The sequence below is a fragment of the Rhizobium sp. 01T417 genome (assembly GCF_056398905.1).
The window spans coordinates 25,024-50,081 of record NZ_JBFTQH010000008.1 but is presented as its reverse complement, the minus strand read 5'-3'; the positions used below and the strand labels follow the sequence as shown (position 1 = coordinate 50,081).

At 56.6% G+C, this 25,058-nt stretch carries 26 protein-coding genes and 1 pseudogene; 11 read left to right on the top strand and 16 right to left on the bottom strand.

Translation table 11 applies throughout. The features are described from left to right. Positions 1 to 53: 53 nt before the first annotated feature. The 3 genes from AC1DPR_RS10970 to AC1DPR_RS10960 all read left to right on the top strand — a co-directional run bounded on the left by AC1DPR_RS10970 (position 54) and on the right by AC1DPR_RS10960 (position 2,955). The gene (locus AC1DPR_RS10970; protein WP_477816283.1) at positions 54 to 1,148 is read left to right on the top strand and encodes a flavodoxin family protein; all 1,095 of its coding nucleotides are present in this window, start codon (positions 54 to 56) and stop codon (positions 1,146 to 1,148) included. A 3-nt stretch (positions 1,149 to 1,151) separates the two neighbouring features. Further along, on the top strand, positions 1,152 to 2,462 hold the full coding sequence (locus tag AC1DPR_RS10965; RefSeq protein ID WP_477816282.1) for a cation:proton antiporter: 1,311 nt from the start codon (positions 1,152 to 1,154) through the stop codon (positions 2,460 to 2,462). Between the two features lie 274 nt (positions 2,463 to 2,736). Beyond that, positions 2,737 to 2,955, top strand: a complete 219-nt coding sequence (locus tag AC1DPR_RS10960; protein ID WP_477816281.1) for a hypothetical protein — start codon at positions 2,737 to 2,739, stop codon at positions 2,953 to 2,955. Positions 2,956 to 3,087: 132 nt separating this feature from the next. On the opposite strand, the gene AC1DPR_RS10955 is transcribed toward AC1DPR_RS10960, so the two are convergent. The 7 genes from AC1DPR_RS10955 to AC1DPR_RS10925 form a co-directional block, all read right to left on the bottom strand. Beyond that, positions 3,088 to 4,173, bottom strand: coding sequence for a hypothetical protein (locus AC1DPR_RS10955; RefSeq protein WP_477816280.1), 1,086 nt, complete (start codon positions 4,171 to 4,173; stop codon positions 3,088 to 3,090). Between the two features lie 323 nt (positions 4,174 to 4,496). Further along, positions 4,497 to 4,850, bottom strand: a complete 354-nt coding sequence (locus AC1DPR_RS10950; protein ID WP_477816279.1) for a response regulator — start codon at positions 4,848 to 4,850, stop codon at positions 4,497 to 4,499. Between the two features lie 176 nt (positions 4,851 to 5,026). Then, complete coding sequence (locus AC1DPR_RS10945; RefSeq protein WP_477816399.1) at positions 5,027 to 7,069, bottom strand: ATP-binding protein; 2,043 nt, start codon at positions 7,067 to 7,069, stop codon at positions 5,027 to 5,029. Next, positions 7,062 to 8,570, bottom strand: a complete 1,509-nt coding sequence (locus tag AC1DPR_RS10940) for an ATPase domain-containing protein (protein ID WP_477816278.1) — start codon at positions 8,568 to 8,570, stop codon at positions 7,062 to 7,064. The genes AC1DPR_RS10945 and AC1DPR_RS10940 overlap by 8 nt, the downstream gene beginning before the upstream one ends. Beyond that, positions 8,545 to 9,012: a hypothetical protein gene (locus tag AC1DPR_RS10935; protein WP_477816277.1), complete on the bottom strand. Its 468-nt coding sequence runs from the start codon at positions 9,010 to 9,012 to the stop codon at positions 8,545 to 8,547. Before AC1DPR_RS10935 ends, AC1DPR_RS10940 begins: the two co-directional genes overlap by 26 nt. Before the next feature lie 229 nt (positions 9,013 to 9,241). After that, the gene (locus AC1DPR_RS10930; protein ID WP_477816276.1) at positions 9,242 to 9,634 is read right to left on the bottom strand and encodes a low affinity iron permease family protein; all 393 of its coding nucleotides are present in this window, start codon (positions 9,632 to 9,634) and stop codon (positions 9,242 to 9,244) included. A gap of 218 nt (positions 9,635 to 9,852) precedes the next feature. Beyond that, positions 9,853 to 10,311: a hypothetical protein gene (locus tag AC1DPR_RS10925; protein WP_477816275.1), complete on the bottom strand. Its 459-nt coding sequence runs from the start codon at positions 10,309 to 10,311 to the stop codon at positions 9,853 to 9,855. Positions 10,312 to 10,829: 518 nt separating this feature from the next. Between AC1DPR_RS10925 and AC1DPR_RS10920 the strand changes: the two genes are divergently transcribed. Together AC1DPR_RS10920 and AC1DPR_RS10915 are read left to right on the top strand one after the other, a co-directional pair. Next, complete coding sequence (locus AC1DPR_RS10920; RefSeq protein ID WP_477816274.1) at positions 10,830 to 11,285, top strand: hypothetical protein; 456 nt, start codon at positions 10,830 to 10,832, stop codon at positions 11,283 to 11,285. Positions 11,286 to 11,897: 612 nt separating this feature from the next. After that, positions 11,898 to 12,212 carry a hypothetical protein gene (locus AC1DPR_RS10915; RefSeq protein ID WP_113162957.1) on the top strand — a complete coding sequence of 105 codons (315 nt, stop codon included), beginning with the start codon at positions 11,898 to 11,900 and terminating at the stop codon, positions 12,210 to 12,212. Between the two features lie 213 nt (positions 12,213 to 12,425). Here the strand turns inward: AC1DPR_RS10915 and AC1DPR_RS10910 are convergent, their stop codons facing one another. After that, positions 12,426 to 14,360, bottom strand: coding sequence for a hybrid sensor histidine kinase/response regulator (locus tag AC1DPR_RS10910; RefSeq protein WP_113162956.1), 1,935 nt, complete (start codon positions 14,358 to 14,360; stop codon positions 12,426 to 12,428). 464 nt (positions 14,361 to 14,824) lie between these two features. Between AC1DPR_RS10910 and AC1DPR_RS10905 the strand changes: the two genes are divergently transcribed. Beyond that, on the top strand, positions 14,825 to 15,004 hold the full coding sequence (locus AC1DPR_RS10905; RefSeq protein WP_025662646.1) for a hypothetical protein: 180 nt from the start codon (positions 14,825 to 14,827) through the stop codon (positions 15,002 to 15,004). Positions 15,005 to 15,347: 343 nt separating this feature from the next. Continuing rightward, positions 15,348 to 15,560: a hypothetical protein gene (locus tag AC1DPR_RS10900; protein WP_477816273.1), complete on the top strand. Its 213-nt coding sequence runs from the start codon at positions 15,348 to 15,350 to the stop codon at positions 15,558 to 15,560. Between the two features lie 442 nt (positions 15,561 to 16,002). Here AC1DPR_RS10900 and AC1DPR_RS10895 read toward each other — a convergent pair whose 3' ends face one another. From AC1DPR_RS10895 to AC1DPR_RS10880, 4 genes are all read right to left on the bottom strand, one after another. Then, positions 16,003 to 17,016, bottom strand: coding sequence for a DUF3618 domain-containing protein (locus AC1DPR_RS10895; RefSeq protein WP_477816272.1), 1,014 nt, complete (start codon positions 17,014 to 17,016; stop codon positions 16,003 to 16,005). Then, complete coding sequence (locus tag AC1DPR_RS10890; RefSeq protein WP_477816271.1) at positions 17,016 to 17,435, bottom strand: phage holin family protein; 420 nt, start codon at positions 17,433 to 17,435, stop codon at positions 17,016 to 17,018. Before AC1DPR_RS10890 ends, AC1DPR_RS10895 begins: the two co-directional genes overlap by 1 nt. Further along, on the bottom strand, positions 17,428 to 17,988 hold the full coding sequence (locus tag AC1DPR_RS10885) for a nutrient deprivation-induced protein (protein WP_477816270.1): 561 nt from the start codon (positions 17,986 to 17,988) through the stop codon (positions 17,428 to 17,430). The genes AC1DPR_RS10890 and AC1DPR_RS10885 overlap by 8 nt, the downstream gene beginning before the upstream one ends. 314 nt (positions 17,989 to 18,302) lie before the next feature. Continuing rightward, positions 18,303 to 18,485, bottom strand: coding sequence for a DUF3606 domain-containing protein (locus AC1DPR_RS10880; protein WP_029792717.1), 183 nt, complete (start codon positions 18,483 to 18,485; stop codon positions 18,303 to 18,305). A 227-nt stretch (positions 18,486 to 18,712) separates the two neighbouring features. Between AC1DPR_RS10880 and AC1DPR_RS10875 the strand changes: the two genes are divergently transcribed. Together AC1DPR_RS10875 and AC1DPR_RS10870 are read left to right on the top strand one after the other, a co-directional pair. After that, complete coding sequence (locus tag AC1DPR_RS10875) at positions 18,713 to 18,943, top strand: hypothetical protein (RefSeq protein WP_113162950.1); 231 nt, start codon at positions 18,713 to 18,715, stop codon at positions 18,941 to 18,943. A 550-nt stretch (positions 18,944 to 19,493) separates the two neighbouring features. Next, positions 19,494 to 20,376: pseudogene (locus tag AC1DPR_RS10870) on the top strand (hypothetical protein). A 273-nt stretch (positions 20,377 to 20,649) separates the two neighbouring features. Here the strand turns inward: AC1DPR_RS10870 and AC1DPR_RS10865 are convergent. The 3 genes from AC1DPR_RS10865 to AC1DPR_RS10855 all read right to left on the bottom strand — a co-directional run bounded on the left by AC1DPR_RS10865 (position 20,650) and on the right by AC1DPR_RS10855 (position 22,668). Beyond that, positions 20,650 to 20,889: a DUF2171 domain-containing protein gene (locus AC1DPR_RS10865; RefSeq protein WP_113162947.1), complete on the bottom strand. Its 240-nt coding sequence runs from the start codon at positions 20,887 to 20,889 to the stop codon at positions 20,650 to 20,652. Positions 20,890 to 20,998: 109 nt separating this feature from the next. Continuing rightward, positions 20,999 to 21,595 carry a cysteine hydrolase family protein gene (locus AC1DPR_RS10860; RefSeq protein ID WP_477816269.1) on the bottom strand — a complete coding sequence of 199 codons (597 nt, stop codon included), beginning with the start codon at positions 21,593 to 21,595 and terminating at the stop codon, positions 20,999 to 21,001. Positions 21,596 to 21,597: 2 nt separating this feature from the next. Then, positions 21,598 to 22,668: a DNA topoisomerase IB gene (locus tag AC1DPR_RS10855; RefSeq protein ID WP_477816268.1), complete on the bottom strand. Its 1,071-nt coding sequence runs from the start codon at positions 22,666 to 22,668 to the stop codon at positions 21,598 to 21,600. 96 nt (positions 22,669 to 22,764) lie between these two features. Between AC1DPR_RS10855 and AC1DPR_RS10850 the strand changes: the two genes are divergently transcribed. Both AC1DPR_RS10850 and AC1DPR_RS10845 read left to right on the top strand, forming a co-directional pair. Further along, on the top strand, positions 22,765 to 23,256 hold the full coding sequence (locus AC1DPR_RS10850; RefSeq protein WP_477816267.1) for a YciE/YciF ferroxidase family protein: 492 nt from the start codon (positions 22,765 to 22,767) through the stop codon (positions 23,254 to 23,256). 489 nt (positions 23,257 to 23,745) lie between these two features. Then, positions 23,746 to 23,982: a DUF6894 family protein gene (locus tag AC1DPR_RS10845; RefSeq protein WP_169683794.1), complete on the top strand. Its 237-nt coding sequence runs from the start codon at positions 23,746 to 23,748 to the stop codon at positions 23,980 to 23,982. Positions 23,983 to 24,081: 99 nt separating this feature from the next. Here the strand turns inward: AC1DPR_RS10845 and AC1DPR_RS10840 are convergent, their stop codons facing one another. Then, positions 24,082 to 24,939, bottom strand: a complete 858-nt coding sequence (locus tag AC1DPR_RS10840; protein ID WP_477816266.1) for an alpha/beta fold hydrolase — start codon at positions 24,937 to 24,939, stop codon at positions 24,082 to 24,084. Positions 24,940 to 25,058 lie beyond the last annotated feature (119 nt).

Below are 25,058 nucleotides of genomic sequence, written 5' to 3'. Positions count from 1 at the left end.
CAGGAACTCCGGGTTTGAAGTGACGTTGTTGCTTAAGGTCAAGGAGTTCACGAATGTCAAACATATCTTCGGCCGACCTTGAAGCAAGAAAGGGCAGTCCAAGCCCGCGCCTTGATGAAGACGAGTTCAGGCGTCGCTTCCTCAATCAGTTCCAGGATCCGGCTTACGAGCCTCTCACACCAGAGCTCACGAAGATCAGTGCTGCGGCTTGGGACGCTTACAAAAATTCACGCAAGAGTCCGAGAACTCGCAAGGCCGGCGCCGAGTTTGCGGACCCGGACTATGATCTCGCCGCCGATTGGCTTGATGCGCGCCAAGCCATTCACGAAGCCAAGCGCCGGCATGATAGCCAGAACGGGCCACATCGCTTGCTCCTCATCAACGGGTCATCCCGTAGCGAGCATACTTGTCCTGGCGAAGTCTCCAAGAGTTTCCGCATGATCCAGACGGCGCGGTCGGTGCTGGAGCAAAACCCGATGGTGACCATCAATGTTCTGGACCTTAGTCGTGTTGCTTCCGAATATGGCCGTCAGATCCATCCCTGCAAAGCTTGCTTTTCGACGTCGGCCGCACTTTGTCATTGGCCGTGCTCCTGTTATCCGAACTATTCGCTCGGACAGGTTCATGACTGGATGAACGAAATCTATCCACTGTGGGTCGAGGCCCATGGCATCATGATCGTGACCCCTGTCAATTGGTATCAGACCTCATCCCCTCTCAAGCTGATGATCGACCGACTTGTCTGCGCAGACGGAGGTAACCCGGATCCCACGACGACCCATGGAAAACACGCAAAAGAGGCCAAGGAGATAGAGATGAAGGGTTGGCACTACCCTCGCCATCTCGAAGGACGCATTTTCTCGGTGATCGTCCACGGAGACACCGAGGGCGCAGAAGGCGTCCGTCGCAGTGTTTCCGACTGGTTGAAATCGATAGCGCTTGTTCCAGCCGGCCCCCTTGCTGAGGTCGATCGCTACATCGGCTACTGGGAGCCCTATGCAACAAGTCACGTCGCCTTCGAAAAGGACCAGGCATTCCAAGAAGAGGTTCGCAATGCCGCGCGGACTCTTTCGGAAGCCGTCGTTGCGAAGAGGCAGGGTCATCAGATCGCCGCAGGCTCGCGGTTGAAGCAGGCGCGGGAGAAATAGGACTTGAACTCTTACGCCGTGACGCTGCTTCTGTTCGGTGCCGTCGTGCTTCTCACCGCGTGGCTTCCACTCGTTCTCCGGCGCATTCCGCTGTCGTTGCCCATCTGCTGCATTGGCATCGGAATTTTGTTGGCATGGTCCCCAATTTCTCCACTTCCGCGCATGAACCCCCTTGAGAACGCGGTATGGACCGAGCATTTCACGGAATTCGTCGTGATCGTCGCGTTGATGGGCGCCGGATTGAAGATCGACCGACCGCTTGGATGGCGGCGGTGGATGATTACGTGGCGTCTGCTCGGACTGGCGATGCCCTTGTCGATAGGTGCTATTGCGTTCCTGGGCTGGAGCGTTCTGGGCCTTGGCCTGGCATCAGCCGTCCTTCTGGGGGCGGCGCTTGCCCCGACCGATCCGGTACTTGCGGCTGATGTGCAGGTCGGTCCTCCGAAGACCGGAGAAAAAGATGACATCCGTTTCGCACTGACGTCCGAAGCCGGACTGAATGATGGACTGAGTTTTCCGTTTGTCATGGCCGCGATCGCCATCGCGGCAAGTGGCGGTGACTGGGGTTGGACAGCTCGGTGGTTCGTGGTGGACGTCGTTTGGCGGCTTGCCGCCGGCGTGACCGTTGGCTGGGCCGTCGGTCGCCTCCTCGGCTTTCTCACTTTCAGAGCCCCTGAAGCTGGCCGGCTCGCCAAAACCGGCGACGGGTTGGCCGCGCTCGGCTTCACCTGTGTGTCGTACGCTGCAACGGAACTCGTTCATGGCTACGGATTTGTGGCCGTCTTTGTAACCGCACTTACCTTTCGTTCCATCGAGCGCAGTAGCGACTATCATGAGGAACTGCATGATTTTGGAGAGCAGATCGAACGGCTCTTAATGATGTTGCTGCTTGTTTGCTTCGGGTCGGCGGTGGCGGAGGGAAAACTGATCTCCTTCGCAGATTGGCGGGTGGTGGTGGTCGCGGGTCTGGTCCTGGCCGTTGTCCGTCCTGTGTGCGGCTGGATTTCCATGCTTGGTTGCCCACACCCCACGGCTGAGAAGTTGATAATCGCTGTCTTCGGCATCCGTGGTCTTGGTTCGATCTACTATCTCGCCTACGCCTCCGGAAAGGTGCAGTTCGAGGCTATCGAGACCGTCTGGTCGACTGTCTTTTTGATCATTCTCGTATCGATTGTACTTCACGGGGTATCGGTAACGCCGGTAATGAAATGGATCGACCGGCGCCGCGGTGTGGACCCGGCCCGGCGGATCGACGGGATCACCGCAATGGGGCGCAATTCACTCGAGCGAGGCGAAGGATCGGGCCGCGCGTGAACTCGTGACTCGGCCCCTCGATTACGCGTCAGCGCGGATTAGCCGAGGCGTTAAAAGAAACCATCAAACGCTGCACAAAGTGGACTACGCGTCAGGAGGGACGAGGATTGGTTTGCGTTCGGCATCGTCCCAATGGTCTAAACACTTGACTACTATGGCCGTTTTACAACAGGCCGGCTTCAACCACCGTCACATAAGAGAAATCTCATATATCGCGCATTGCCTTCCTACCGCCGGCCCCTCTAGGCTTGACCTCATTCGGGTAGGGGGGCAGATGCGGCGGATTGAGCTGGCGAAACCGGTGTTAATATCGAAAGTGAACGACATGATTGATCGCATCCTGCAATGCTGGTGCGAAGAGAACGATTATCCAAGGGGAAGTGTTGAAGCGGGCCGAAAGGCAAAAAGCCTGCTCCAGTGGGAACTTGGGGTAACCGATGAAGCTGAATTGTCAGACCTGATCCGCAACGACATCGTCATCAACAGCAGATAGTGCATCCACTGCGGTTACGGCAGCATTCTGTTCGCGCAGAACTCTTGGACTGACCTTCAGCGCGGAGGCATGACCTGATTGCTTAAGGAAGGTGTCCGGTTTTGGGGCGGTGCAGATCAATACAAAAGCGTTTCAAAGCTTGTATGCCACGCGCCCGCCCTTGGGCACGACCTGGACCGGTTCGCCAATCGGACCGCCACGCAGCGGAAAGATACCAAGTTTCGAAACGATGACCGAATATCCAGTGTATTGCCGGATTGTATCCCCGTGGGCAAAGCGCAGTTCAGCTGCTAGCCCAAGCTTTTTCCCATCCGACAGCAATACCCAGACCGTCGCGCCGTTATCGTCACCGGCCATTTGTCTCCGGTTCCCATCGGGGCCTATACAGTAAAGGCCGTATCCGTTCGCAACCCAGTCCTCGTCACCATCCCCGTCGACGTCCATCCTGTCGATAAACCTGTCGGAGAGGTCCATTTTAGAGCCGTCGCTACGCGCGTTGCAAGCATCCTGCCACCGCGCAAGACTGGTAAGCATTGCTGGCGGAAAGACATTGCTCCATTTACTGACGAATTGGCCGGAATCGATCTTCTGTAGCCTTGCGCCCTTGACCGCATGTGGCGCGGTAGTGACGGGGCGGTCTTGGTTTGTCTTGGTCAGGAATGCCTGAAGTCGCGTACGCAGTTCCGCGTCGTCCCCGCTTGTCGGTTGGCGGAAAAACAACAGGAGAGATCGAGATACTCCCCCGGGCAGGTAAATAGTGCTGATGCGTTCGGGAACCTTCGGAAAGGTCGCACAAGAATCGCCATCCTCGAAGACGTAAAGAACCTGCGTCTCCAACTTGTTCTCTGTATTTGTCCTGGTGCCGTAAGCCGCCCATCCTTTGCCGGACTCGATCGTTTCCAATAGCAATCTTCGTGCCTTTTCCGGGACATCAGCAATTGCTGGCTGCGTATCAGACTGAGATTTGCCGGCGTAAATCGCCCCGTCACCTGAGGGGGAAACATGAAGCGGAGATATCACGAAATTCTCAAATGCTTCCGATGCAATCCGCAGGCACTTCGGCGGGGGCGTTTCGTCTGCCAATGCAATGCTGCCCGCCGCGCTGATGCAAAATGCCAGGCTGGCGAGGGTTTGGCTAATTTTCATTCTCCACATCTCAATCCCACCTCTACCGCGCGTCTTCGAACCGTTGTAGCTTTCAAAAGACGGATAATTCAAGTTTTCGCGTTTCCGCAGCGCGAAACGCACGGCGAAGGCAGAAGATTTGAAGGGCCATACAATAAGGAACGGACCAGATACCGACAACGGTAGTCAAGGTCGACTACTCGTTCATGGTCGTCTAAACCGAGATAATTGAACGCCTCTGTGAAAGTAGCGACAGACCAAGCCCGTTCTCAACTCGCCGGACTTTCCAAAATCCGACGACAGAACAAGGTGGCCATTAACCCATCATTTTCAACAGCTCAGTGTTGGAGGTTGGCTTGGAGATGAAATCTACGCCGCTTTCGATGTCGCGTTGGGGAGCCTGACGGCGTCCGAGGTCACGATAATTCTGGTTCCGGGCCATCGGGCACGCACGGCTTCACAACACCTAGGCCGTCCATACTGCCCGGCATATCGATATCAGTAAAAAGCGTGTCAATCTGATTGATTTTGAAGAGGACCAACGCTTCGTCCGCATTCGCTGCCTTCAAAAGGCGGTAGCCGGTCTCTTCGAGCAAATCAATAGTATCGTAACGAAGCTTCGCCTCGTCTTCGACAACGAGGATGTTGGTGGCACGATCGCGCCTGACAGGTCTTTCCGTCATGCCTAGGCGATCGAAAATTTCCTGACCGTCGGCAGATGCGCGGGTCTGCTTGCGGAGAGCTCTCCCTCCAGGACAGCCTGTCGCCATGAATCTGGTCTTCCCGGTACGATCGTCCCGCCTGCTTCTCAAGTGCGTATGCGCGGTGAGCGATCCAATCCTGTCTGTTATCGGCCATCATCATTCGTCCCTTGGTTTTGCAGCCATGACATGCGCGCTACAAAACGGAAACGACCAGTCCGGTTCCCGTCTTTTGATCAAATCTGTCATGCTTGCAAAGCGCTGGAGATCTCGTGCGCGAGTTGATCCTGGGTATAAGGCTTCCCAAGCCTGACTGCATCTACCTGCACTCCTGCTGGCAGGTCAGCATAGCCGCTCGCAAGAAGCACGGGCAGGTCGGGAACTAACCGCCGTGCGGCATGTACAAGATCCGCGCCATTCATGCCGGGCATGGAATAGTCGGTGATCAGAAGATCGAACTGCTGATCGCTACCGAGAATTTCGAGCGCCTCAGCTCCCGAATGAGCTTCCACCACTTCATGTCCAAGGTCGGTTACCATATCAGCCGAACTCATCGCGATCAGGATGTCGTCATCAACCAGAAGGATGCGCTTCGGCTGTTTGTCTGGCATGATGACGGGTGATGAGCCCTTCACGTCCACCTGCACGACGTCACCCTCCACGGCTGGGATCAGGAGTTGAGCGGTTGTACCGGAGCCGAGCGTGCTCTCAAGGCTAAAGCTGCCCCCAAGTTGCAGCGCCAGGCCATGGATCATGGAAAGTCCGAGGCCTGTACCCTTCCCGAGTTCCTTGGTGGAAAAGAACGGTTCCACCGCCTTTGCGAGCGTATCCTCGTCCATTCCTTTCCCATTGTCGGCAACGCTCAGAAGGACGTAACGACCGGCAGACAGTTCCTTGTCTCCGGGCGCGACATTGATCTCGGCAAGCGCAATCTTCAGCGAACCTCCTTCGAGCATGGCGTCCCGGGCGTTGACCGCAAGGTTGAGCAGGGCAAGTTCAAGCTGATTTGCGTCAGCAAGAACATGCGGCAGGTTCTCGGGCATTTCTTTATCCAAAAGGATCATCGGACCGATAGATCGCCGGAGAAGATCCTCCATGTCTGTAACCAGCTTGCGCAAGTCAACCGCCTTAACCTGCAGGTCCTGGCGCCGTGCGAATGCAAGCAAGCGCTGTGTCAGAGATGCCCCTCTTTTCGCGGCTTGAAGCGCTCCATCGACCAACCTGACCAGACGCGCCTCATTGGTTACCGCCTTGCGGATCAGTTCGAGATTTCCGAGTACCACCATCAATAGATTGTTGAAGTCGTGAGCGACACCCCCTGTCAATTGCCCGATCGCTTCAAGCTTTTGAATCTGGCGAAGTTGCTCTTCCGCCTTTTGGCGCTGCGCGGCCTCGGCCAAAACAATCTCGTGAGCAGCTTCCAAATCGGCGGTTCGGGCCGCGACACGCTCTTCGAGCAATTCATTTAAATGTCGCTGCTGTTCCAGGATCTGGCGGCGCTCAGTGAAGTCGACCGAAACGCCGACCAGCTTGACCGCGACCCCGATCCGGTTGCGCAAGAGCTGTGCCCTGTTCTCCACCCAGTGGATTGAGCGGTCCGGCCAAATAACCCGATACTCGGCCGCAAACCCAACACCCGTTTCGATCGTTGCAGCCAGGGCTTCGTGCATGCCTTTAAGGTCGTCGGGATGGATGCTGGCCTGTAGTCTCGGGTAGGCAAATGGTTCGTTCGGCAATCGGCCGAAGATCGCCTTGCATATTGGGGAAGTCGACAGCTCGTAGGTTACTAGATCCAGTTCCCACGCGCCGAGCCTGCCTGCCTCGAGGGCAGTTTGCAGTCGTCGTTCCTGTTCGCGAAGCTCCTCGATGCGAGCTCGTGCCTCGTACTGGCGGCGTCTTCCTCGCATTGCGGTTTGGGCAACGCTAATGAAGCTGGTGGCATGAAAGGGCCGCTCGATGAAGCTGACGTTCCCAAGAATTCCTGACAGCCGGCCTGCAGCTGGATTCCGCTCCGAGCCGCCGCCGCGCTGCGTTAGTACGAGAAATGGCATGTCAGACCAGGAGGCCTGTCGCAGTATCCATTCGGAAAGCGGTTTCATATCCACACTGTGCAACGCCTCTTCTGTCAGCACGACGAAGGCGGTGTCGTCACCAATTGCCCGCAGAAGCGACGACAGATCGGACACGGCATCACTGGGAATGCCCGCCTCCCTGAGAAGGGAGGAAGCAATTTGAGTATCTCTGCCCGAAGGCGCAAGTATAAGGCTGGTTGCGAGCTGATCAGGAATTTTCGCGCTCCTCCCCTTTCGCCTCCGACATCAGAGACTGCTTTTCGCCCAGGAAGGTGGGGACGCCCCCCAGGACACCCTGGAACGCCGACAGCGGTGCTCCCACCGTCAGTCCTCTCTCGCTGATTTCAAATTCACGGATCGTGTCTTCATGCTTTCCGGCGCGTTTCTTGACGACGGAGATCGCCCTGCGAACCTTGCCCAAGGCTTCGAAGTAACGCAGCAGAACGACTGTGTCTGAGAGATATGTAAGATCGACTGGGGTTTTCATATCGCCGACCAGCCCGTGCTGCGCAACTGTCAGAAACGTTGTTGTGCCTTGGCGGTTGAGATACTGAAGCAGTTCGTGCATGTGAAGGATGAGGGCGTTCTCGCCGGGCATAGCTGCCTGATAGCCATTTATGCTGTCGATCACGACGGTCTTGGCATCAAAATCCGCAACGCGGTCGCGCACGCGCTGGGCGAATTCTCCCGGAGAGACCTCGGAAGCATCGAGTTGCTCCAGATGCAGCTTGCCTTCATCCCGCATGCTTTCGAAGTCGAAGCCGAGGGCTTTTGTCCGATCAAGCAAAAGCCCGAGCTCTTCGTCGAAGACAAAAACGGCCGCCCGTTCTCCACGTTTGACTGCCGCATCGACGAACTGCAGTGTAAACAGGCTTTTGCCGGTCCCTGCTGGTCCGATAAGCAAGGTGCTCGATCCACGCTCAACGCCCCCACCGAGAAGACGATCGAGTTCGGCAACACCGCTTCCGACCCTGTTGCGGGTAAAGTCCGTTTTGTGTTCCACGGCCCGCAGTCTCGGGAAGACGCGCACCCCTCCCCTGCAAATGATGAAATCGTGAAAGCCACCGCGAAACGAGCGGCCGCGATATTTCATCACGCGCAGATGCCGGCGTTCGGAGCCATAATCCGGAGCCAGCTGTTCAAGGTGGATAACGCCATGGACGACGCTGTGAACGGTCTTGTCCAGGACATCCGACGTCATGTCGTCGAGCAGCAGCACAGTCGCCCCCGATTGAGCAAAGAAATGCTTGAGAGCAAGGATCTGGCGGCGATATCGAAGCGAACTCTGCGCCAGCAAGCGGATTTCCGAAAGGCTGTCGATGACCACTCTGCTCGGCTTGTGGCGTTCGAAGACCTCAAAGATCATTTTCGTCGTCTCGCCGAGCTCAAGGTCCGACGAGTAGAGAAGACTTTGCTGCTGGTCGGCATTCAGAAGGCTTTCCGGGGGAACAAGTTCGAAGATTTCCAGGCTGTCGTCGATCGTCAGCCCGTGCGACGCTGCGGTGCCGCGCAGTTCCTCCTCGGTTTCGGAGAGAGTAACGTAAAGGCACTTTTCACCTGCTGACGCTCCGTCAAGCAGGAACTGAAGTGCGATTGTCGTCTTTCCGGTTCCCGGCGCGCCTTCGAGGAGAAATACGTGCCTGCGGCTTAAGCCTCCGCATAAGACGTCATCCAGGCCGGGAATTCCGGTTTTAGCCTGCGTCTGTTCGTCGAGCATCCAGATCCTTCCTCCCAAGGGGTTGCAAACTCATTCCGCCGTGCAAGTAGCTGTGGCGCGACAGCAACGTCGTTCCGCCAACCATTTTGCCAGGCCATTCATCTTCATTTTGCCACTGGATACGGTTTCGTATTCTCTCGAGGAAATCGCGAAGATTTCGATCGAGGGGCCGAAAACCGGCAATGACAAGTGCGACGGTGCTGGCTGGACTTGCAGCAAACAAAGGGCTCGAAACCGGATTGAGTTTTCCCGGTCCTTCAACCTGCCTGGCGGCTTGGTGAGCCGTGCCGCTGAACGTCGTCGCTACGTCAGCTACCTGTCGGCGCATTTCTGCCGCGTGTTGGCGAAGCGTTCCCATCTCCCGCTCTTCATGGACGTCGCGCTGCTGCGGAATGCCCGTGGATGGCCTGCTCGCCTTGACGACATTGCGGGAAACCGGCATGCCAATTATATCGCCGTGGGTTTCGACCGTTCTGTTCTCGGCCATCCTTCGCCCCATAACCTCTCACCTTGCATTGAAGCGTCCAACGGGCTGCCCGGCCGGTATGCCGTGCAAGGCTCGATGCTTACGGCCGGGACGTTAATCGGCTTCTGGTCGCTTACAACGTTTAACTTGAGCCCCGGTTCCACGAGCGGCGGCTTGGTGGCAGATCTGCCACACGAATCTCCTTTCAAGCCGACTCCGCTTTTTCGTCAGCGACGTCCTCGACGCATTCGGCTTTTTGGGCGAGTTTTGCACTCATCTCGCAAAGTTGCTTCTCGTCAAGCTTCTCGATCCCGACAAATTTGTTTTGCGCCTGTGAGGTCAAAATGAGCTCGTCGAGCTTCGCCTGCAGGGCTTTGCCATCTCGGTTCTGAGAGTTCTGCAGCACGAAGACCATCAGAAAAGTTATAATGGTAGTGCCGGTATTGATGACGAGCTGCCAAGTTTCGGAAAAACTGAATACCGGGCCAGATGCTGCCCAAACCAAGACAAGGGCGACCGCCATCACGAAGGTTACCGGTTTTCCTGACAGCTCGGCAACAGCAGTGGCGAATTTTGAAAAGAAATGGCCTGAGTTCATGACGTTCTCTCGTTTCCTGGCGACAAGTAACGCAGGCGTCACATTCAGGGTTCCGGTTAGCGGAGTTCCTGTACGCTGGGAGACAAAGAAATGACCCAAGGCAAGAAGAACCGACCAAGGACTATCGATCTGGTGGACGACCGGAAGCTGCCTCTGCCCTTTTCAGGCCCGCCGGCCTATGCGGTTCTCAGTCAAAATTCGCTTTGAGATCTGATCAATCACCCGGACCTTGTGTCCGGGCGGAAACCAATGACGAATTCAACCACCTTCGCTTGCGACATCTCGCACGGGCGAAGAGTGTGGCGCCCATTTTCTAATCTGTAAAGATTGAAGCTGACGATATCGCTCCCTCCAAGGTCCTCGGCAAACAGCCACTCGCGCCGGCCGTCCGAAGACCGCTTCACGGTTGCGCTCCAGCGCCGGCCCTTGAAATCGCCTTCGAGGTAGCCGGCTGGCAGTTGGGCCAAGGCCACTTCGAAAGCGGGAATGTCCCAGCGCTCTGCGTTCGGCTCCAGGCACTCATTGCATATGCCGCATCCGTCGTCGTCTATTTCCCCTGGAGTACGTGATCGATTGCAGCAAAGACAGGTAATGCAATTACTGAAGCGACTGACGTGCTCGGGTGGAATAACTTCGATCGTCGGATTTGAGGATAGTTTAGTCGTCAACGCATCCATCTCGAGGCTCCACTTCGAGGTTTCTTTTCAGATAGGTAATCGGGTCCTTTCCGCAAGATCAGTGCAAAGCATCCGAAGACACCAAGTCGAGAAATGACGCCGTTTGCCGAGTACAAACAGGTTGCCGTGCGTCCTGGCGAGGTGCTCCTTGAGGCCCGCCTGTCGCCCCAAGCTTTCCTATATGCGCGCATCCTGAAATAATCGGAAAAACAATGTGTTTCCGCGCCCCTCCGCAATTATGCTAGCCTTCAAGCGTTGTGGGGGAGTGCAGGATGAGCGACCGCTCAATCGGAATGCTAATTGCTATCGAAATATGTGCACTGTTTTGGATTGCTACGGCGGTCTTTATATTTGGGGTGCCCTGACTGCGTGAATGCGGCTCAGGCATCACCCCAAGTTGCAAATTTCCAACAATGACTGCGTTCAGCCCGTTTGACGGGCTGACGAAATCGTCCCGCGGCGGGAACTTCTGATCGTGCTGGAGCTTTCACTAAGGCACTGGACAGTGGAGATCACCAATGCCTGACCCCAAGGATTCCCCAGCAGTTAAATCCATGCAAAAAGAACAATCGGAGCAAAGACGTCGCGCACGCCAAGGAGGGCTCGATCAAGGATTGGAAGACTCTTTTCCGGCCTCTGATCCCGTTTCAGCTACTACTACAGGCGTCCCCACCGGAAGGACGGACGCGGAGGTTGCTGAACGCGTGAAATCCGAGCCCGACCCATACACGACGGAAAGCACCAATGGCGATCCGCTCCGTCCAGGGTTGATAGGCGAGAATATTCGTGCGCTCCGGCTCGATACAAATCGGCTGGCGAAGTCTGTTTCCGGCGTGGCATCTGATTCAGTTGGAGTAGCGAAGGCACGAGCCGGCAGTTTGCTTGACGATATAAAGGAAACCGTTCGTGATAGACCGATTACCGCGGTTGCCGTCGTCGCCGCCGTTGCGTTTGTGTTCGGAGCGACGCGGTAACGAGCCGACGTTCTGAGGGCGGGCAACAGTGTTATCGCAGGCGCTCATTTGACCAGACGGGAACTCGGATCACTCGTATCTCTCGGAGTCTTCGAGTGATGCGGTGCCCGTAGTCGCTTCATGGGGGAGAGTGCAACGTCATCCGAAGATAGACTTTTTACTAAAGCCCTCGCACTTAAAGCTCCTAAGCACCCTGTCTAGTGTGCTATTGCCGCAAAGCTCGATGAAGGTCCCCTGGGGAGATAGTGATGCGTCACTTTGGAATAGTCGCAGGTGATGACGAGGAGCTGACCCTCTTCGCGAGCGAGCACCTTCAATGGTTCATTGTCCGAGGCGTTTGAACGGATGGATTTCAGGCATCAGGCTTTCACATGTTCAACTTAGAGGTCGCAGCCCTTCTCTTCCCGAGAGACGATTGAACCCCGGTTCAGCGAGCTTTTGCCTCGATGCGAGCCATGAGGTGTGCCGTCATCGAGATCACGATTTAGCCAAGCAAAACGCACCTCGTTTGCTCCCACCATATCCCCATGGTTTTTTCCCAAGCATCGTTGCTGGAACAACTTGGTCGCTGATCTGTTGCTCAGACACAAACCGAAGTTCGGAGGATTTGCTATGAACTCGAAAGCCCTGTTGCTTGGAACGCTTGTGACCACAATCGTTACCTGGCCATTCCCGGCGTTATACGCGCAAGACCTGGAATTTCGAGTCGGCCCAGGTGGAGTTGGAATTTATGATCGAAACCAAGAGCGGCGCGTAAGAGAGCGCTGCAATCCCGACGACGCTCTTGACCTCGCACGTGACGCAGGATTTAGGAGACCGCAGATTGCCAGGGTAACGTCGAGAAGCGTTGTCGTTGAGGGGTTCACCCGGGCCGGGCCGGACAGAATCGTCTTCGGCAATTCCCGCGGGTGCCCGGAAATCGGCTAGCTCAGCCAGCCGGTCTCATCGCAACAGCGCTTGCGTGGTGTGTACGCTGTCGAACACGGAACTAGCATGGGTTTTGCCAGATCGCGAGTGGGGGTATCCTCTACTCCGAACCGGTGCCCGCGCACCACTAAACAAGAGATCACGATGCCTTTATGGGCGGCGGGCGCGGCGAGTTGAGCCTGCAACACGGGCTCCTCGCCGGTGCGCGCCTCGCTATGGCTCGACCGCTTGCGAAATCGCCACGACCAGCTGTGCTTGTGAATAGGGCTTTGGCAATCGCGCGACTGTGCGATCCGCGCCTTGCGGAAGATCTGCATAGCCGGTTGCCAGTACGACTGGCAGGCCAGGCCACTTTTGCTCAATCATCCCTGCCAGCTGGGACCCGGTCGTTTTTGGCATCGCATGATCCGTAATCACGAGGTCGAAATTGCAGTTCTCGGAAAGAATCTTCAGCGCTTCCTCAGCGGATTGGGCAGGCGTCGTCGCATGGCCGAGATCCTCGATCATCAAGACTGCATTCGTCAAGACGAGTTGATCATCATCGACCACGAGAATATTGAGCGGTCTGTTGTAGGTATGGAGGGCGACAACCTTATCTTCTGCTTGATTTGTTTTCGCCGTTTCGTGAATGCCTCCGGCCGTTGGAAGCCACAGCTCAGCACACGTGCCCTCGCCTTTGGTTGAGCGAAGGACAAGGCGTCCTCCGCTTTGCGCCATCAAGCCCTGGACCATGGACAAGCCGAGCCCTGTTCCTTTGCCGACACCTTTCGTCGTGAAGAATGGTGCCGTTGCGTTTGCCAGTGTTTCGTCGTCCATTCCCTCCCCATTGTCCGTCACCGACAGACAGACATAATCGCCGGGTTTCAACTCGCTGCGATCCCCGGTCGCAACCGAATGCCGCTTTGCCCCTATCGTGATCTCACCATCCGACGAAACGGCATCGCGGGCATTGAGCGCTAGATTGACGAGTGCATTCTCCAACTGGTTCGGATCGCACTGAACTTTCGGCAGACCCAGGGGAAAATTCGTGTTGATTTCGATCGGGCCCAGCGACCGCCGAAGCATGTCCGTCATGCTTCGGACGAGATCGGGGATGTCAACCGGCTGCAATTCCAGTTCCTGTTTTCGGGAAAAAGCAAGAAGCCGTTGTGTCAGCGATGCTCCGCGCTTGGCGCCCTGTATGGCATTTTTGATCAATCCCGTCACGTCCTGCCCCGCGGCGGCTCGCTTTTGAGCAATCTCAAGGCTGCCGAGAATGGCCATGAGCAAATTGTTGAAGTCATGTGCGACCCCACCCGTTAACTGGCCGACAGCCTCCATTTTCTGAGCCTGAAACAGGTCTCTCTGCGCCTTGGCGAGGGCTTCCTCGACCTGGCGCTTTTCCGTGATGTCGCGAGTCACCTTTGCAAATCCAATGAGTTCTCCGCCCTCGGAGCGGATCGCATCGATGATGACGTTCGCCCAAAATCGCGACCCATCCTTGCGCAGGCGCCATCCTTCTCGCTCGAACCGACCTTCGCGCTCTGCTATTTCAAGGGCTCGGGCGGGAAGATTTACCGCCTTGTCCTCGTCGGTGTAAAACCGTGAAAAGTGCTGGCCAATAATTTCTTCGGGCGTGTAGCCTTTGATACGTTGGGCCCCGACGTTCCAGCTCGAAACATATCCCTTGGGACTGAGCATGTAGATCGCGTAATCGGTGACGCCCTGAACGAGTAAGCGAAACTGCTCCTCACTGCGCCTTAGGGCCTCTTCTGCGCGCTTGCGCTCTGACAAATCCCTTGTGATCTTGGCAAAGCCAATCAACTGTCCGTTGTCGCGAAGCGGGTCAATGACAACATGTGCCCAAAAGCGCGTGCCGTCCTTTCGAACGCGCCATGTCTCTTCCTCGAACCGGCCGTCCTGCGTGGCCAAATGCAATGCCCGCGCCGGCAGGCCCGCTTCCTGGTCCTCTGGAGTATAGAATCGCGAGAAATGCTCGCCGACAATCTCATCGTCCGTATACCCCTTGAACTTGTTCGCGCCGGTGTTCCAACTCCTGACATACCCATTGGGATCCAGCATGTAGATTGCATAGTCGCTGATAGCGTCTATCAAGGTGCGATAACGGTCTTGAACCACTCCGGGCGATGGACTGATCTCGGGACTCATCCTTTATCCTCGTTACATGTGAGCGAGTGGAACATTATTGCCTTAACTAAAAGATCGTCGTTTGGTTTCCAGCCGCAACTGAAAGTGTTCCGGACGCAAATTGGAAGAAGCAAATGCAAGCTCGAATAGTGGCGAAGGCTGACGACAGGTTGATCAGTGTCCAGCTGCCATGGTGACGGAACAGGAGGCTGCACGAGTGTTAGTCAAACCGGGATGTCATTGTGCCAGTGGAGGAAAAATTCAATGGGTATCTTTGACCGTATAAGCCACACAATACTCGGTAGCGCCCGGGACTTCAAAACGTTGGAAACCCGAAACGCAATTTCGCCAGCGACAAGGGTCGCAGTTGCGATTGTTGACTCTTTTTCGGTTTTTGTGAAGGAACAGACCGACAACCTTGGTGTTAGGTGGAACGAGACCGCTATCCATTGTCGGTCTCGCCATTCAACCAAGGAGTAGACGACATGGCATCGCAAGGCGGTTCTCACGAGCAGCACGTTAAGGCCGGCAAACAGAGCCATAAAAATTCTGATACGAAGCAGGCATCAATGACCCGCAATGATCAGGACAGCTCAGATCGCAGCAGCAAGGCAAGCGACCAGCGCTCCAAAGGAGGGCAGGGAAGTCACAAGGGCAAGCACTGACTGATGTCGAAGCCCGCGAACGAGCGGGCTTCACACTTCAGAGCGACCAATCACTCGCCAACTACCCTGACAACCAGCCACATGCTGATTTCGACGGGGTCGCGGCTGTCGACGTGCGCCGGCTGGGTGCGGCTGTAGCCAAAATTTCGACGTCAAGGTTGGGGCATCGCCATCGGTCCGGGACAACCGCAGCCGAGAAGTCGCCGTTTCGCACCGTTTCGTACGCAAGCAGACATAGAACCTGGAAGGCACTGCGAGTATAATCTGGCCGCCGGCTATCGGGTGCCGGGCAAAGGCCGGTTGGGAGATCAGACGTGCTCTTGCCTCTGGTGGAGCGAGGGATATGCCTTTCAACTTTCTTGACATGATGGACTACTCAGACCGCGAGTTCGAAGCCCTTGCCCAAGCCGTGAAATCTTGGTGCCAGTCCAACGACATCGACCCCGAAAGCGAGCGCGGCCGTGCGGCGGCCGGCGTGGCGATCGAACTATTCAACCGCAATCCCAACCTGAGCAGCAAGGACTTACAGCAAGCCCTGGCTGCCAGCTCTCCCTGAAGACCGACCGACGCGCCTTGGACTCACACCAGTCCACGACATGTCCCTTGGACTGGTACTGTTACGTCCCGTGGAGCCAGCATTCCAGATGACGTCCTATCATGATCGATCTTCACGAGTGGCGGAGGCAATCTGGATATGAACGACCTCGCTGACGCGAACGACACGACCCAGTGACCGCAAATGGCTGGATGCTTCCTTTTGACGCCGTTTTCCCCTTGCCGGCTTGCCGGGGTATCCTACGGATATGTCGAGGGAATGTGCTTAAAGCGTCGGCAACCTTCCCGGCGACCAACGAAATAGCAGGCGCGGCGATCGCGTAGTCATGTGTTTATAGATTAAGGCATTGCAGGGATGACAGCGCCATCGCGGCTATGCGCCCTGTTCTTCTGAAATCCCTCCCGGCTATTGCTGGGCAGGCCCCACCCCGAAGCCCTGAAGTCTACGGCTGTTGGTGCGTGCCACTGCCCGCGCGGGCTTCGAAGGTCTTGACCTCATCGACCACCCGATCCTTGACCGCATCATGTACGTCGGATGCTGCTGCGAGCGCCTTGTCGTAGGCGTCGGATGCGATGGCTTTCCCCTCGGCAATAGCCTCGCTCGCCTGGGCAGTAACGGCTTCCTTTGCGGAGTCAGATGTCTCACCAAGCAATTCGTCTTCCGTCTCGGTATAAGGGAGCGCGGCGCCGATCGCGGCCCCGACCGCGAAAGCAAGTGCACCGCCAACCAACGGCTGGTCACGGAATTGGGTGAGGATCGCCTGGTTCAGTTTGCCTGCCTGTTCCTGGAATGCGCCAGTTGCGGACGAAGTTTTGTTGGAAAGCGAACTCGCGGCGTCTGACGCACGCGCGGTCATATCGCCCGCAATGCTTTTTGCTTGGTCCCACTTTTGCGAAGCCCAGCCTGACGCTTCGTCCAGCAAGGTGCCGGTTTCGTCCACTATCTGTGTGATATGCTTCCCGGTTTTGTCTGCAAAACCCCTGTAGGCATTTCCTGCATCATCCAAAAAGTGACCAGCGCGTCGCCCCGACTCGTCTGTCAGAGCTTTCAAGCGTTTGCCAGTACTGTCACTAAAGTGACTGTAAAGGGCGCCATCGCTGACCTCCGGGGTGCTAATACGCCGAACAGCACCTTCGGCTTGGTAGAGCGGGTATTCAGGTTGAGCAAGCATTTGCGTCGGCTTCTCAATTGTAGGGGACGTCCCCTGCTTTGCCATGAGCCAGGCAAGACTTACCCCGATGAGAGCGACCGGAAGAGGGTTGGCCTTCAGGGCATTGCCGAGATTGCTGACATATTCGCCGCCACCGCTGCTTCTTGCATACGCAAGAACCTCATCGACGATTTGGCCGGGCGACATTCTTTCCTGGATTGCGTCCAGCCGATCCTCGATACGTCGACGATCGAGATCGATCTCGCGCTGGAGTTCGGCGGAATTTTTTTCTGAGGATGCGGCCATTACATTTTCTCCTTTACAACATCGACATCGCGGCGAATCGACGTCGTTGTGCGATCCAGCTTCATATTGGTCGCACGCAATGCGCCAATTCCACGCGAGACCATCGCCCAGGCAATCCCGCCGATAACAATCGCGACGAGCAATGCTGCAATCGCGTTGGCAGTTGGTTGAGCAATGCCTTGGGTAACCAGGAAGGCGGCAAGCCCCTGCACAATTGCACTCAAAAGAACTCCGACTGCTCCGATTGCGAGAACAAGGCCGACGATCAGAACTTCAATTCCGTTAAGTGCACGCGACAGTTTCTCTGATGCTTCGGTCTTGGCGAGGTCGATTTCCTTGCGTAGCAAACCGGTAACATCGGCAACCAGGCCTCCAACCAGTTCTGACAGCGGCGTTGTATCTTCAGAGGTTCTAGCCATTTGGGCGACCTTCCTTGGTTATGGTGCGTTCAGAAGCGGCTTCGCCCTGGCCAACCTTCGTCGATCGGTTGGCCGTGGCAGTCAGAAAACGGCTGGCTGCGAGACCCGCAAGCGCAGCAGCGCTCAGAAATGCCAGTGGTTGCTTGCGACCGAAGTCCTCCGCCATCGTCGCAACCGCGCCGAGGTCCTTGCCTTCAAGATCCTTCGCAATGCGTTGAACGCTTTTGCCCATCTGCCTTGCATACCGTCCGATCTCACTCTGATCAAAGCCCTCGAGTTCCGAGCCAACCTTCTCCAGAACGCTGGCAATACCGCCTACCTGGTTGGCTACGAAGTTTTTCTGCTGCGAGACTGTTCCCCTTACCTTCTCGATCGCCATATCGGCTCCTTGCCGGACAGCACCCGTCACGGATTCGACATCCTCGGAAACCTTGTCTTTCAAAGTCTCGACGGAGATCTCTCCGACTGCAGGTTGGCTGGGGGTTTGGGACACCGCCGCGGGCGTGGCCATCGGCCCCTGCCCGCTTTCTCGTGGGATTGGTTCGTTCGACATGGAAGCCTCCACTTATAGGATCAGATGCCCCCAAACCTTGTCGACCGACGTTTGTTCCGTTCGAAGTGATCGCCAATGCAACGCCGCATTTCCTGTGGCCGAATGCGCGGGAAAATTTCGCCATCAAAGGCGAAAGAGAAGCGTCCTGGCTCGTGGGAGTGCAGTGCAACTTGGTGTGATCCATCCCTTCCAACGCAGCGGTCCGCCCCCCTCGTCAAGCAGCGTTGACGCGGCCGGACCTCTCTCCTCGTTGGTCATCGGCACGCGCTCCCCGATATACGCCATCGATCATTGGCACTTTTTGTATGGGTCATTTACTTGAGTCTTGATGCCGCCTTGTCGGCAGCATCGCGATCTGGCCCGTGCCGCATAATGATGCGTTTTGCATCTTCGCTGGAAATCCCGTGCTTCTTCGCGAAGTAGGCAACTTCATAAGGTTCGCTTGCGGAAGCGCGACTGCGGTCAACCTGACCCCGCTTCGATTTGTCGTCTGACATTACTTTCTCCTCTGCTGCGGAGGCGGAACGCACAGAGGAATCCAATGTTCCTGCTGGAAAGGCACTTGCTTGGCCATCCAGCCGAATTCAGTCGGACGGTCGGCAGCCTAGCGCCGGCAAAGGCGCCGCGCAGGCGTTTTTGCCATTGAAACCCAGCTTCTGGTGTTCCTGAACTCGAGCTTGACACCAGAGCTTCCTGTGTCACCTTGGCCGAAGGGGGAAACGACATGTTTGATATCGGCACGGGATACAATTTCACTCTGATTGAAGGCACTTCGGACGGATGGAACGAGGTTCGGTTCACCGAGCGTGTGGCTGATATCGACGGCCCTCTCCTGAAGCTTGAGTCCGGCCGGATCATCAACGCGCATTCTTCATTGTTCGTTTCGGCGGTCCCCGTGACCATGCTCGCATCGGCTTCGCCGCCAGAAACGGCTGATGCCGGCACAACAGTCTAACTCGCGCCAATTTCGCCGCTTGTAAAACACGGGCGAAAAGATCTCGCCGCAGAAAATGGACAAGTCGGCCCGCCTCATGCGGCGACCCTGACGTGACACATGGACGGCTCCAGTGTCACGATCCCGGCAAGCTCAGCAACCGTTCCCACAAGCAACCAAGGCTACCATTCAGGATCATCGAACTTCGCGGCGGCTGAGACCAGAATAGCGATCGGCCGGGCTAGCAACGCCTGTTCGGCCGCCGCCCAGTCCGGCAGGATTAGGATCCCTCCCCTTGCCTTCCCCCAATCGCAGTGGGCGCCGGCATACAGCCGTCAACGGTGGTCTCTTCACGGAGCTGCGAACGCTCAAGCGCAAGCATCTAGCCCTTACCGGGCGGGCAACGAGGTTAACTGGCAAAGGGAACAATGTCTGGGGCGTAGCGTTCGAAGCGTGCAAGAGTGTCTTATGAAAGGTTATTCAGATGGGTCGAGGTATTTTACTCTGGCTTCTCGGCATCCCACTGCCGATCGTTATCCTGCTCGTCCTCTTCATGCGGTAGGAGGCCAGAATGTCTCTAAGCGAAAGTAAAGTAACGGACGTTCTCCCGGTCGAGTCTCCCACGTCTGCGCTCGCCTGGGGTCCGATCATCGGCGGCGCCGTTGCTGCGACGGGAATCACACTCATTCTCCTTTTGGTAGGATCGGGAATGGGCTTGACGATGGTGTCGCCGTGGTCTGGCGAAAACAGCTCGGCCGCAACGGTCGGCGTGTCCGCAGCGATCTGGCTCGTTGTTGTTCAGTGGCTATCTGCTGCCCTCGGAGGATATCTTACGGGGCGACTTCGAACGAAGTGGGCTGCGGCTCACACCGACGGCCCACGGCTTTCTCAGTTGGGCTTTGGCAACGCTGTTCGTGGCAGGGTTTCTGGCGTCGTCCTTGACGTCCCTTGCCGGAGCAGGCGCGAGCGCTGTGGGCACTGCTGCCAATACGGCGGGCATCGCAGCGGGGGCCGCTAGCGCGGTTTCGCGTGACGGAACCGACCTTTCAACGTCCTACTTCACCGACGCGCTGCTTCGCCCTCAACAGGTCACCCAGCGGGCGCGTGAAGAGGATGGAGCGGCAAGCGCGGAAATCGCAAGAATTCTGCTGCAGGGAGCGGCGCGGGGCGAGGTGCCAGATAACGACAAAACCTATATCGCCAGCATCGTCGCAGCACGCACCAATCTTTCTGAAGCGGATGCCCGTGCCAGAGTCGACGCAGTTCTGAAGCAGATCGAGGATGCCAAGCTCGCAACTCAAGAAGCCTTGGACAAGACGCGGAAGGCAGCAGCCACCACTGCCCTTGTTGGCGCCCTGTCCCTATTGATTGGAGCCTTCATTTCCTCTGCTGCCGCGGCGTTGGGTGGCAGGCAGCGCGACGAGGAAGAAGACCTGGTCGCCACCCGATATTGACCTTCAATCTCCGTTGGATTCAATTGAGAAAGTGTGCCGCCAGGAACGCTTTCTCGGTACCAGATCGTAAAAGCGCGACTGGTGTCGTCCTGTGAAAAGCTGGACGTTTGCAATCCAATATCGTGTTTCCAACCCGGAGGGATGTGCTGCCGGAGTATCAGCACCGTTTGCTCGCTCGCTCCTGTTGTGGAATTAGACAGGGAAAGAAAGTCGTTGGCGAGATTATGGGACATGCGGAAAGGCCCGCGGCCAATCAACCGCGGGCCTTGTTGCTTAGTTCGGCAGATGCGTCCATTTGGAGCGGACGTCGGATGCGTTCATTGAAAGATGAACGTGTGCGTCGACGTGGTCGACCCACTCCAGGGGAATGAGATGGTGATGTTCTCCGTCTGGAGAATCCGACTTCGTAAGTTTGATGCTCTCGCTTCCCTCGAGATAGTCCACCGTTCCGATATGCTGGCCGTCGGCAGATTTGACTTCCATATGGTCTTTGATGTCGCTGGCTGAAATCATGACTATAATCTCCTTGGTTGGACTCAACTCTCCAACTCGAGATGGTTGAAATGGTTCCGACCCTTGCAGGGGGATGCTCCAGCCTGTTTCATTTGGATACTCGGAAAATTCACCGCAGGTCCGGATCGGTCGCATCGATCAACCAATCTTCAGTTCGCATGATTTCGACCTGTACCGAGAAGCGATCTCCCAGCAGTTGCAGGGAAGCGTCATGCGTATCGTCCGCGCTGCTGCAAACGGCATCCTTCAGCAAGATCACACGGTATCCGAGGTCGATCGCGCCAAGGGCCGCAGCAAGGACGCATATATCCGTCTCGCCTCCACTCAATACAACGGTCCCGACTTCCTCGCTGCCAAGCGCGAAGTGAAGGCGGCCGTCGACCCAGGGAGAATAGAGAAACTTGTCGAATATGCGGGCCGGTGGAACGAGAGAATGCAAGGACGAAACAAGCTCAATCATTTCCGGCGCTAGCCGATCTGTCGTCATCATCGGCCACTTCTCATAGTAGGCCTTCCACATCCCATCCATGGCTTCCGCATTTCGTGGTGGAATGAATCGTGTGAAAATCGTGCGCTGGGGAAAGCGGGAGGCAACCTCGACCACTTCCGGTGAAACAGTCTTCATCCATGGCACCTGCCAGGGTGTGTCTTCTGCAAACATGCGCTGCATATCAATACAAAGATGAACCCACCGCTCCACCCGCATTCCTATTCGCCCCGCTGTGACTTGAGCCAATGCAAGACAGCGCTTTCCTCCTCGTCCATCCACCTGAGCAACCGCTGGCTGGTCGTCTTGCGTCTGAGCACGTCACCCAGTCGGCCAGCGCGAAAATCGCTGAATACGGCAGGATGGATATAAGAGGACCTGCAGACGGCCCTGGTGTTGACCAGCTTGGCGGCGACCAGATCGATCGCCTCGTTCATCTGCGAAACAACGGCCCGCTCTGAGCTTGCGATATCGAGCGGCGCCAACGCCGCGACCGCCAGGCAGGTGGCCCCCCAGGTTCGAAACTGGCGCGACGTGAATTCGTCACCCGCGACCTCCCTGATATAGGCGTTCACGTCCTGGGAGGAAATCTGCCGGCAATCACCATGCTCGCAAATGTACTTGAACAGCTGCTGACCGGGAAGTTCCTGCAGTCGACGGATGACGTTGGCGATCCGGCGGTCTGAATGGGCGAGGTTCCACTCCTTGCCTGACTTGCCCTTGAAGCGAAATCTTACGGTCGCGCCCTCGATCTTGACATGCCGATTGCGCAGGGTCGTCAATCCGTAGGACTTGTTTGTGTCAGCGTAGCTGGCGTTTCCTATGCGGATATAGAGATTGTCGAGCATCCACACGACGGTTGCGAGTGCCTTGTCAATGGTCAGCCCGCGCGCACGCAGGTCCGTATCAACGCGCTCGCGAATATCGGGAAGCCGCATGCCAAAGTCGGCCAGCCTGTCAAATTTTGCGCGTTCGCGCTCGGCCTGCCACTCAGGATGATATCGGTACTGTTTGCGTCCACGCGCATCGATACCAACCGCCTGCAGATGCGATCGAGCATCGGGCGAAATGATGACATCGCGATAAGCGGGTGGAATCGCCAGGCGGTTCAGGCGGGCGATTTCGTCTTTATCGGTCAGGCGGCGCCCGTCCGCGGCGTAGTAGAGAAAGCCGTTCTTGCCGCACTTGCGCGTAATCCCCGCCTCCAGGCTGGAAAGATAAACAAGGCCAGTGGAAAGTTTGGCTTCCGCAACCACCGCGGCGATCGCATTTTTGAAGATCATCGTTGTCATGGTCACGAAACACCGAACGAGGATCATGGTTCCTTTCGGGAACATCCGCGCAAGCTTTGAGTTTGGGCAGCGCAAACTCGACATTCGGAGGACACGATGGCTACTCAAAAGACACTGGACGATCTCTTCCTGGACACGCTCAAGGATATCTACTACGCGGAAAAGCAGATCCTGAAGACGCTCCCGAAAATGGCGCGTGCTGCCCAGTCACAGGAAGGCAAAGCTGGGTTTCTCCAACATCGCGACGAGACCCAGGGGCAAATCGAGCGCCTAGAGCAGGTATTTGAGATTATTGGCAAGCCTGCCCGTGGCAAGACCTGTGAGGCGATACAAGGTATTATCTCAGAGGGCGAGGAGATCATTGAAGAATTCACGGGGTCTCCAGCATTGGATGCCGGCCTGATTTCCGCCGCGCAGGCCGTCGAGCACTACGAAATCGCCCGCTATGGCACACTGATCGCCTGGGCCAATCAGCTCGGTCTGAGGGATGCCATCCCGTTGCTGAAGCAGACCCTTGCAGAGGAAGAAGCGACCGACAAGAAACTGACACAGCTCGCCGTGGYAGCAGCCAACGCAAAGGCAGCGTAAGTACGGTTAGCTCGGCCGATTTCGTATGTGACCGAGCTTTCCTCAAAGCTTTGTAAAGCAGGGATGAAAAGATGCCATATGTTGCATCCCCGAGCTATTGTGACGACGCGCAAGCGCGAGAGGCAAATCTCATCGAGTGTCTCCTACCCGCAAGGCGGTTTCTGGATGAGACGTCACATGCGTCAGAGACCGAAAGGATTGAGAATCTCGTTGCATCCGCAGTTAGCGCCGGGTGGGAAGAGGACGAGGTTCGCAAAGCACTCAACGCCACAAATGCACACTCACGCCAGGCTTCAACCGATACCCAAGAGTTCGCAACAATTGGATTGGTGCCGACGTCGACGAAGATACCGTAAGGTGCTGTCAAAGCGCTCGTAGGGTTTCCAGCAGTCAGCATGTCTCCAGGACTGGCCTCGTCTCTCCAGCCCTTACGTGGCCGTCATCAAGCGCGGTGAAGGACCAAGCTTCACTGCCAGGAAGGTTAGGACCATGAAGCGATTTTTCTTCAACATCCGAGAGGGCGACGAACTTATCGAGGATCCAGATGGCACTCTTCTTTCGGATCTCACCAGTGCGATTTCGGAAGCGAATGGCGCTGCTCGAGAACTGCTTGCAGCGGAAATCAGAAATGGTCGGTCGGTCGATGGGCGCAGCATCGAGATTGCCGATGAAACACGCACCGTCGTGGCCGTGATAGCGCTGCGCTCGATCGTGGCGGGCCAATGAGCGTCCCAGCTTTGCCTCAAAAATGCGAGACTGCACAATCCGCCGCCAACAGCCCAAGGGACAATCGCCCGGTCAAAGACGATCGTCAAAAGAGCCGTGCTACGCGAAAAAGAGCCTGAGGGAAGTGGCCAATGCCTGCGGATTTTCCTCAGCGACATGGTGGCCGCTGTCTAGCGGATGCCCCTGCACATCGTTTGCCCAGGAGCGCCAAATCTGCAAAGGGTCTCCGAAATGATCCGCGAGATCATCGAAACGTGACCAAAGGCATAGCAACGGGCACTGGATTTTCCGGCCATGGTTTCGATCCTCGACGTCATGTTTCCAGTCGACAGTCAACCCCGCACGGTAGTCCTCGACCATGCCATGGATGACGACCGGATCCGTAAGCGCCGAAACGACGTCGTCATAGGCTTCCTTGCCCATGAGGCCAGGCTTGATCGCGTCATACCAACCCAAAGGATTGGCATTTATCGCTGCCTCCGGCTTGAGTTCTTGAGAAAAGAAGAACCAGTGATACCAATCGCGGGCAAAACGCCAGTCCATGCGCTCCAGGTGGTCGATGATCGGAATGCTATCGATGACCGCTAGCCTTTGCACCGCCAAAGGATGGTCCATCGCGAGCCGAAATGCGACGTAGCTACCCCGATCGTGCCCGGCAACCGAGAATGTGCGGTATCCCAGGATCCGCATCAATTCCAGACAGTCCATAGCCTTTTCTCTTTTAGACGAGGCATGGCTGTCAGGCGAATCCCGCGGTTGGAAGGATCTCCCGAATCCTCGCAGATCGGGGCAGATGATCGTGTAATATGGAGAAAGAAGGTCTGCCACAGTCGCCCAGGTCATGTGAGTGCGCGGATGTCCATGCAACAGTAGCAAGGGTGGACCGGAGCCGCCGTGGCGGACCCGCAGTTGCCCTGGCCCGACGTCGATTGTCTTTAACTCAAAGCCGCAAAACACGTTCGTTTGGCTCCCTCATTGACCACGTCAGCCGTGACATTGACCGCCTAAAGCAGGTCTACTCCAGCTTCCCGAGAATTGCCCCGACCTACGACACGATACGATGCGGATCTGTCTCG

What these genes read in the sequence shown, in the direction of transcription:
- AC1DPR_RS10970 (WP_477816283.1), top strand. Translation starts at nt 54, where the DNA reads ATGTCAAACATATCTTCGGCCGACCTTGAAGCAAGAAAGGGCAGTCCA.
- AC1DPR_RS10960 (WP_477816281.1), top strand. Translation starts at nt 2,737, where the DNA reads ATGCGGCGGATTGAGCTGGCGAAACCGGTGTTAATATCGAAAGTGAAC.
- AC1DPR_RS10950 (WP_477816279.1), bottom strand. Translation starts at nt 4,850, where the DNA reads ATGGCGACAGGCTGTCCTGGAGGGAGAGCTCTCCGCAAGCAGACCCGC.
- AC1DPR_RS10940 (WP_477816278.1), bottom strand. Translation starts at nt 8,570, where the DNA reads ATGCTCGACGAACAGACGCAGGCTAAAACCGGAATTCCCGGCCTGGAT.
- AC1DPR_RS10935 (WP_477816277.1), bottom strand. Translation starts at nt 9,012, where the DNA reads ATGCCGGTTTCCCGCAATGTCGTCAAGGCGAGCAGGCCATCCACGGGC.
- AC1DPR_RS10930 (WP_477816276.1), bottom strand. Translation starts at nt 9,634, where the DNA reads ATGAACTCAGGCCATTTCTTTTCAAAATTCGCCACTGCTGTTGCCGAG.
- AC1DPR_RS10925 (WP_477816275.1), bottom strand. Translation starts at nt 10,311, where the DNA reads ATGGATGCGTTGACGACTAAACTATCCTCAAATCCGACGATCGAAGTT.
- AC1DPR_RS10920 (WP_477816274.1), top strand. Translation starts at nt 10,830, where the DNA reads ATGCCTGACCCCAAGGATTCCCCAGCAGTTAAATCCATGCAAAAAGAA.
- AC1DPR_RS10915 (WP_113162957.1), top strand. Translation starts at nt 11,898, where the DNA reads ATGAACTCGAAAGCCCTGTTGCTTGGAACGCTTGTGACCACAATCGTT.
- AC1DPR_RS10910 (WP_113162956.1), bottom strand. Translation starts at nt 14,360, where the DNA reads ATGAGTCCCGAGATCAGTCCATCGCCCGGAGTGGTTCAAGACCGTTAT.
- AC1DPR_RS10905 (WP_025662646.1), top strand. Translation starts at nt 14,825, where the DNA reads ATGGCATCGCAAGGCGGTTCTCACGAGCAGCACGTTAAGGCCGGCAAA.
- AC1DPR_RS10900 (WP_477816273.1), top strand. Translation starts at nt 15,348, where the DNA reads ATGCCTTTCAACTTTCTTGACATGATGGACTACTCAGACCGCGAGTTC.
- AC1DPR_RS10895 (WP_477816272.1), bottom strand. Translation starts at nt 17,016, where the DNA reads ATGGCCGCATCCTCAGAAAAAAATTCCGCCGAACTCCAGCGCGAGATC.
- AC1DPR_RS10890 (WP_477816271.1), bottom strand. Translation starts at nt 17,435, where the DNA reads ATGGCTAGAACCTCTGAAGATACAACGCCGCTGTCAGAACTGGTTGGA.
- AC1DPR_RS10885 (WP_477816270.1), bottom strand. Translation starts at nt 17,988, where the DNA reads ATGTCGAACGAACCAATCCCACGAGAAAGCGGGCAGGGGCCGATGGCC.
- AC1DPR_RS10880 (WP_029792717.1), bottom strand. Translation starts at nt 18,485, where the DNA reads ATGTCAGACGACAAATCGAAGCGGGGTCAGGTTGACCGCAGTCGCGCT.
- AC1DPR_RS10875 (WP_113162950.1), top strand. Translation starts at nt 18,713, where the DNA reads ATGTTTGATATCGGCACGGGATACAATTTCACTCTGATTGAAGGCACT.
- AC1DPR_RS10865 (WP_113162947.1), bottom strand. Translation starts at nt 20,889, where the DNA reads ATGATTTCAGCCAGCGACATCAAAGACCATATGGAAGTCAAATCTGCC.
- AC1DPR_RS10860 (WP_477816269.1), bottom strand. Translation starts at nt 21,595, where the DNA reads ATGCGGGTGGAGCGGTGGGTTCATCTTTGTATTGATATGCAGCGCATG.
- AC1DPR_RS10855 (WP_477816268.1), bottom strand. Translation starts at nt 22,668, where the DNA reads ATGACAACGATGATCTTCAAAAATGCGATCGCCGCGGTGGTTGCGGAA.
- AC1DPR_RS10845 (WP_169683794.1), top strand. Translation starts at nt 23,746, where the DNA reads ATGAAGCGATTTTTCTTCAACATCCGAGAGGGCGACGAACTTATCGAG.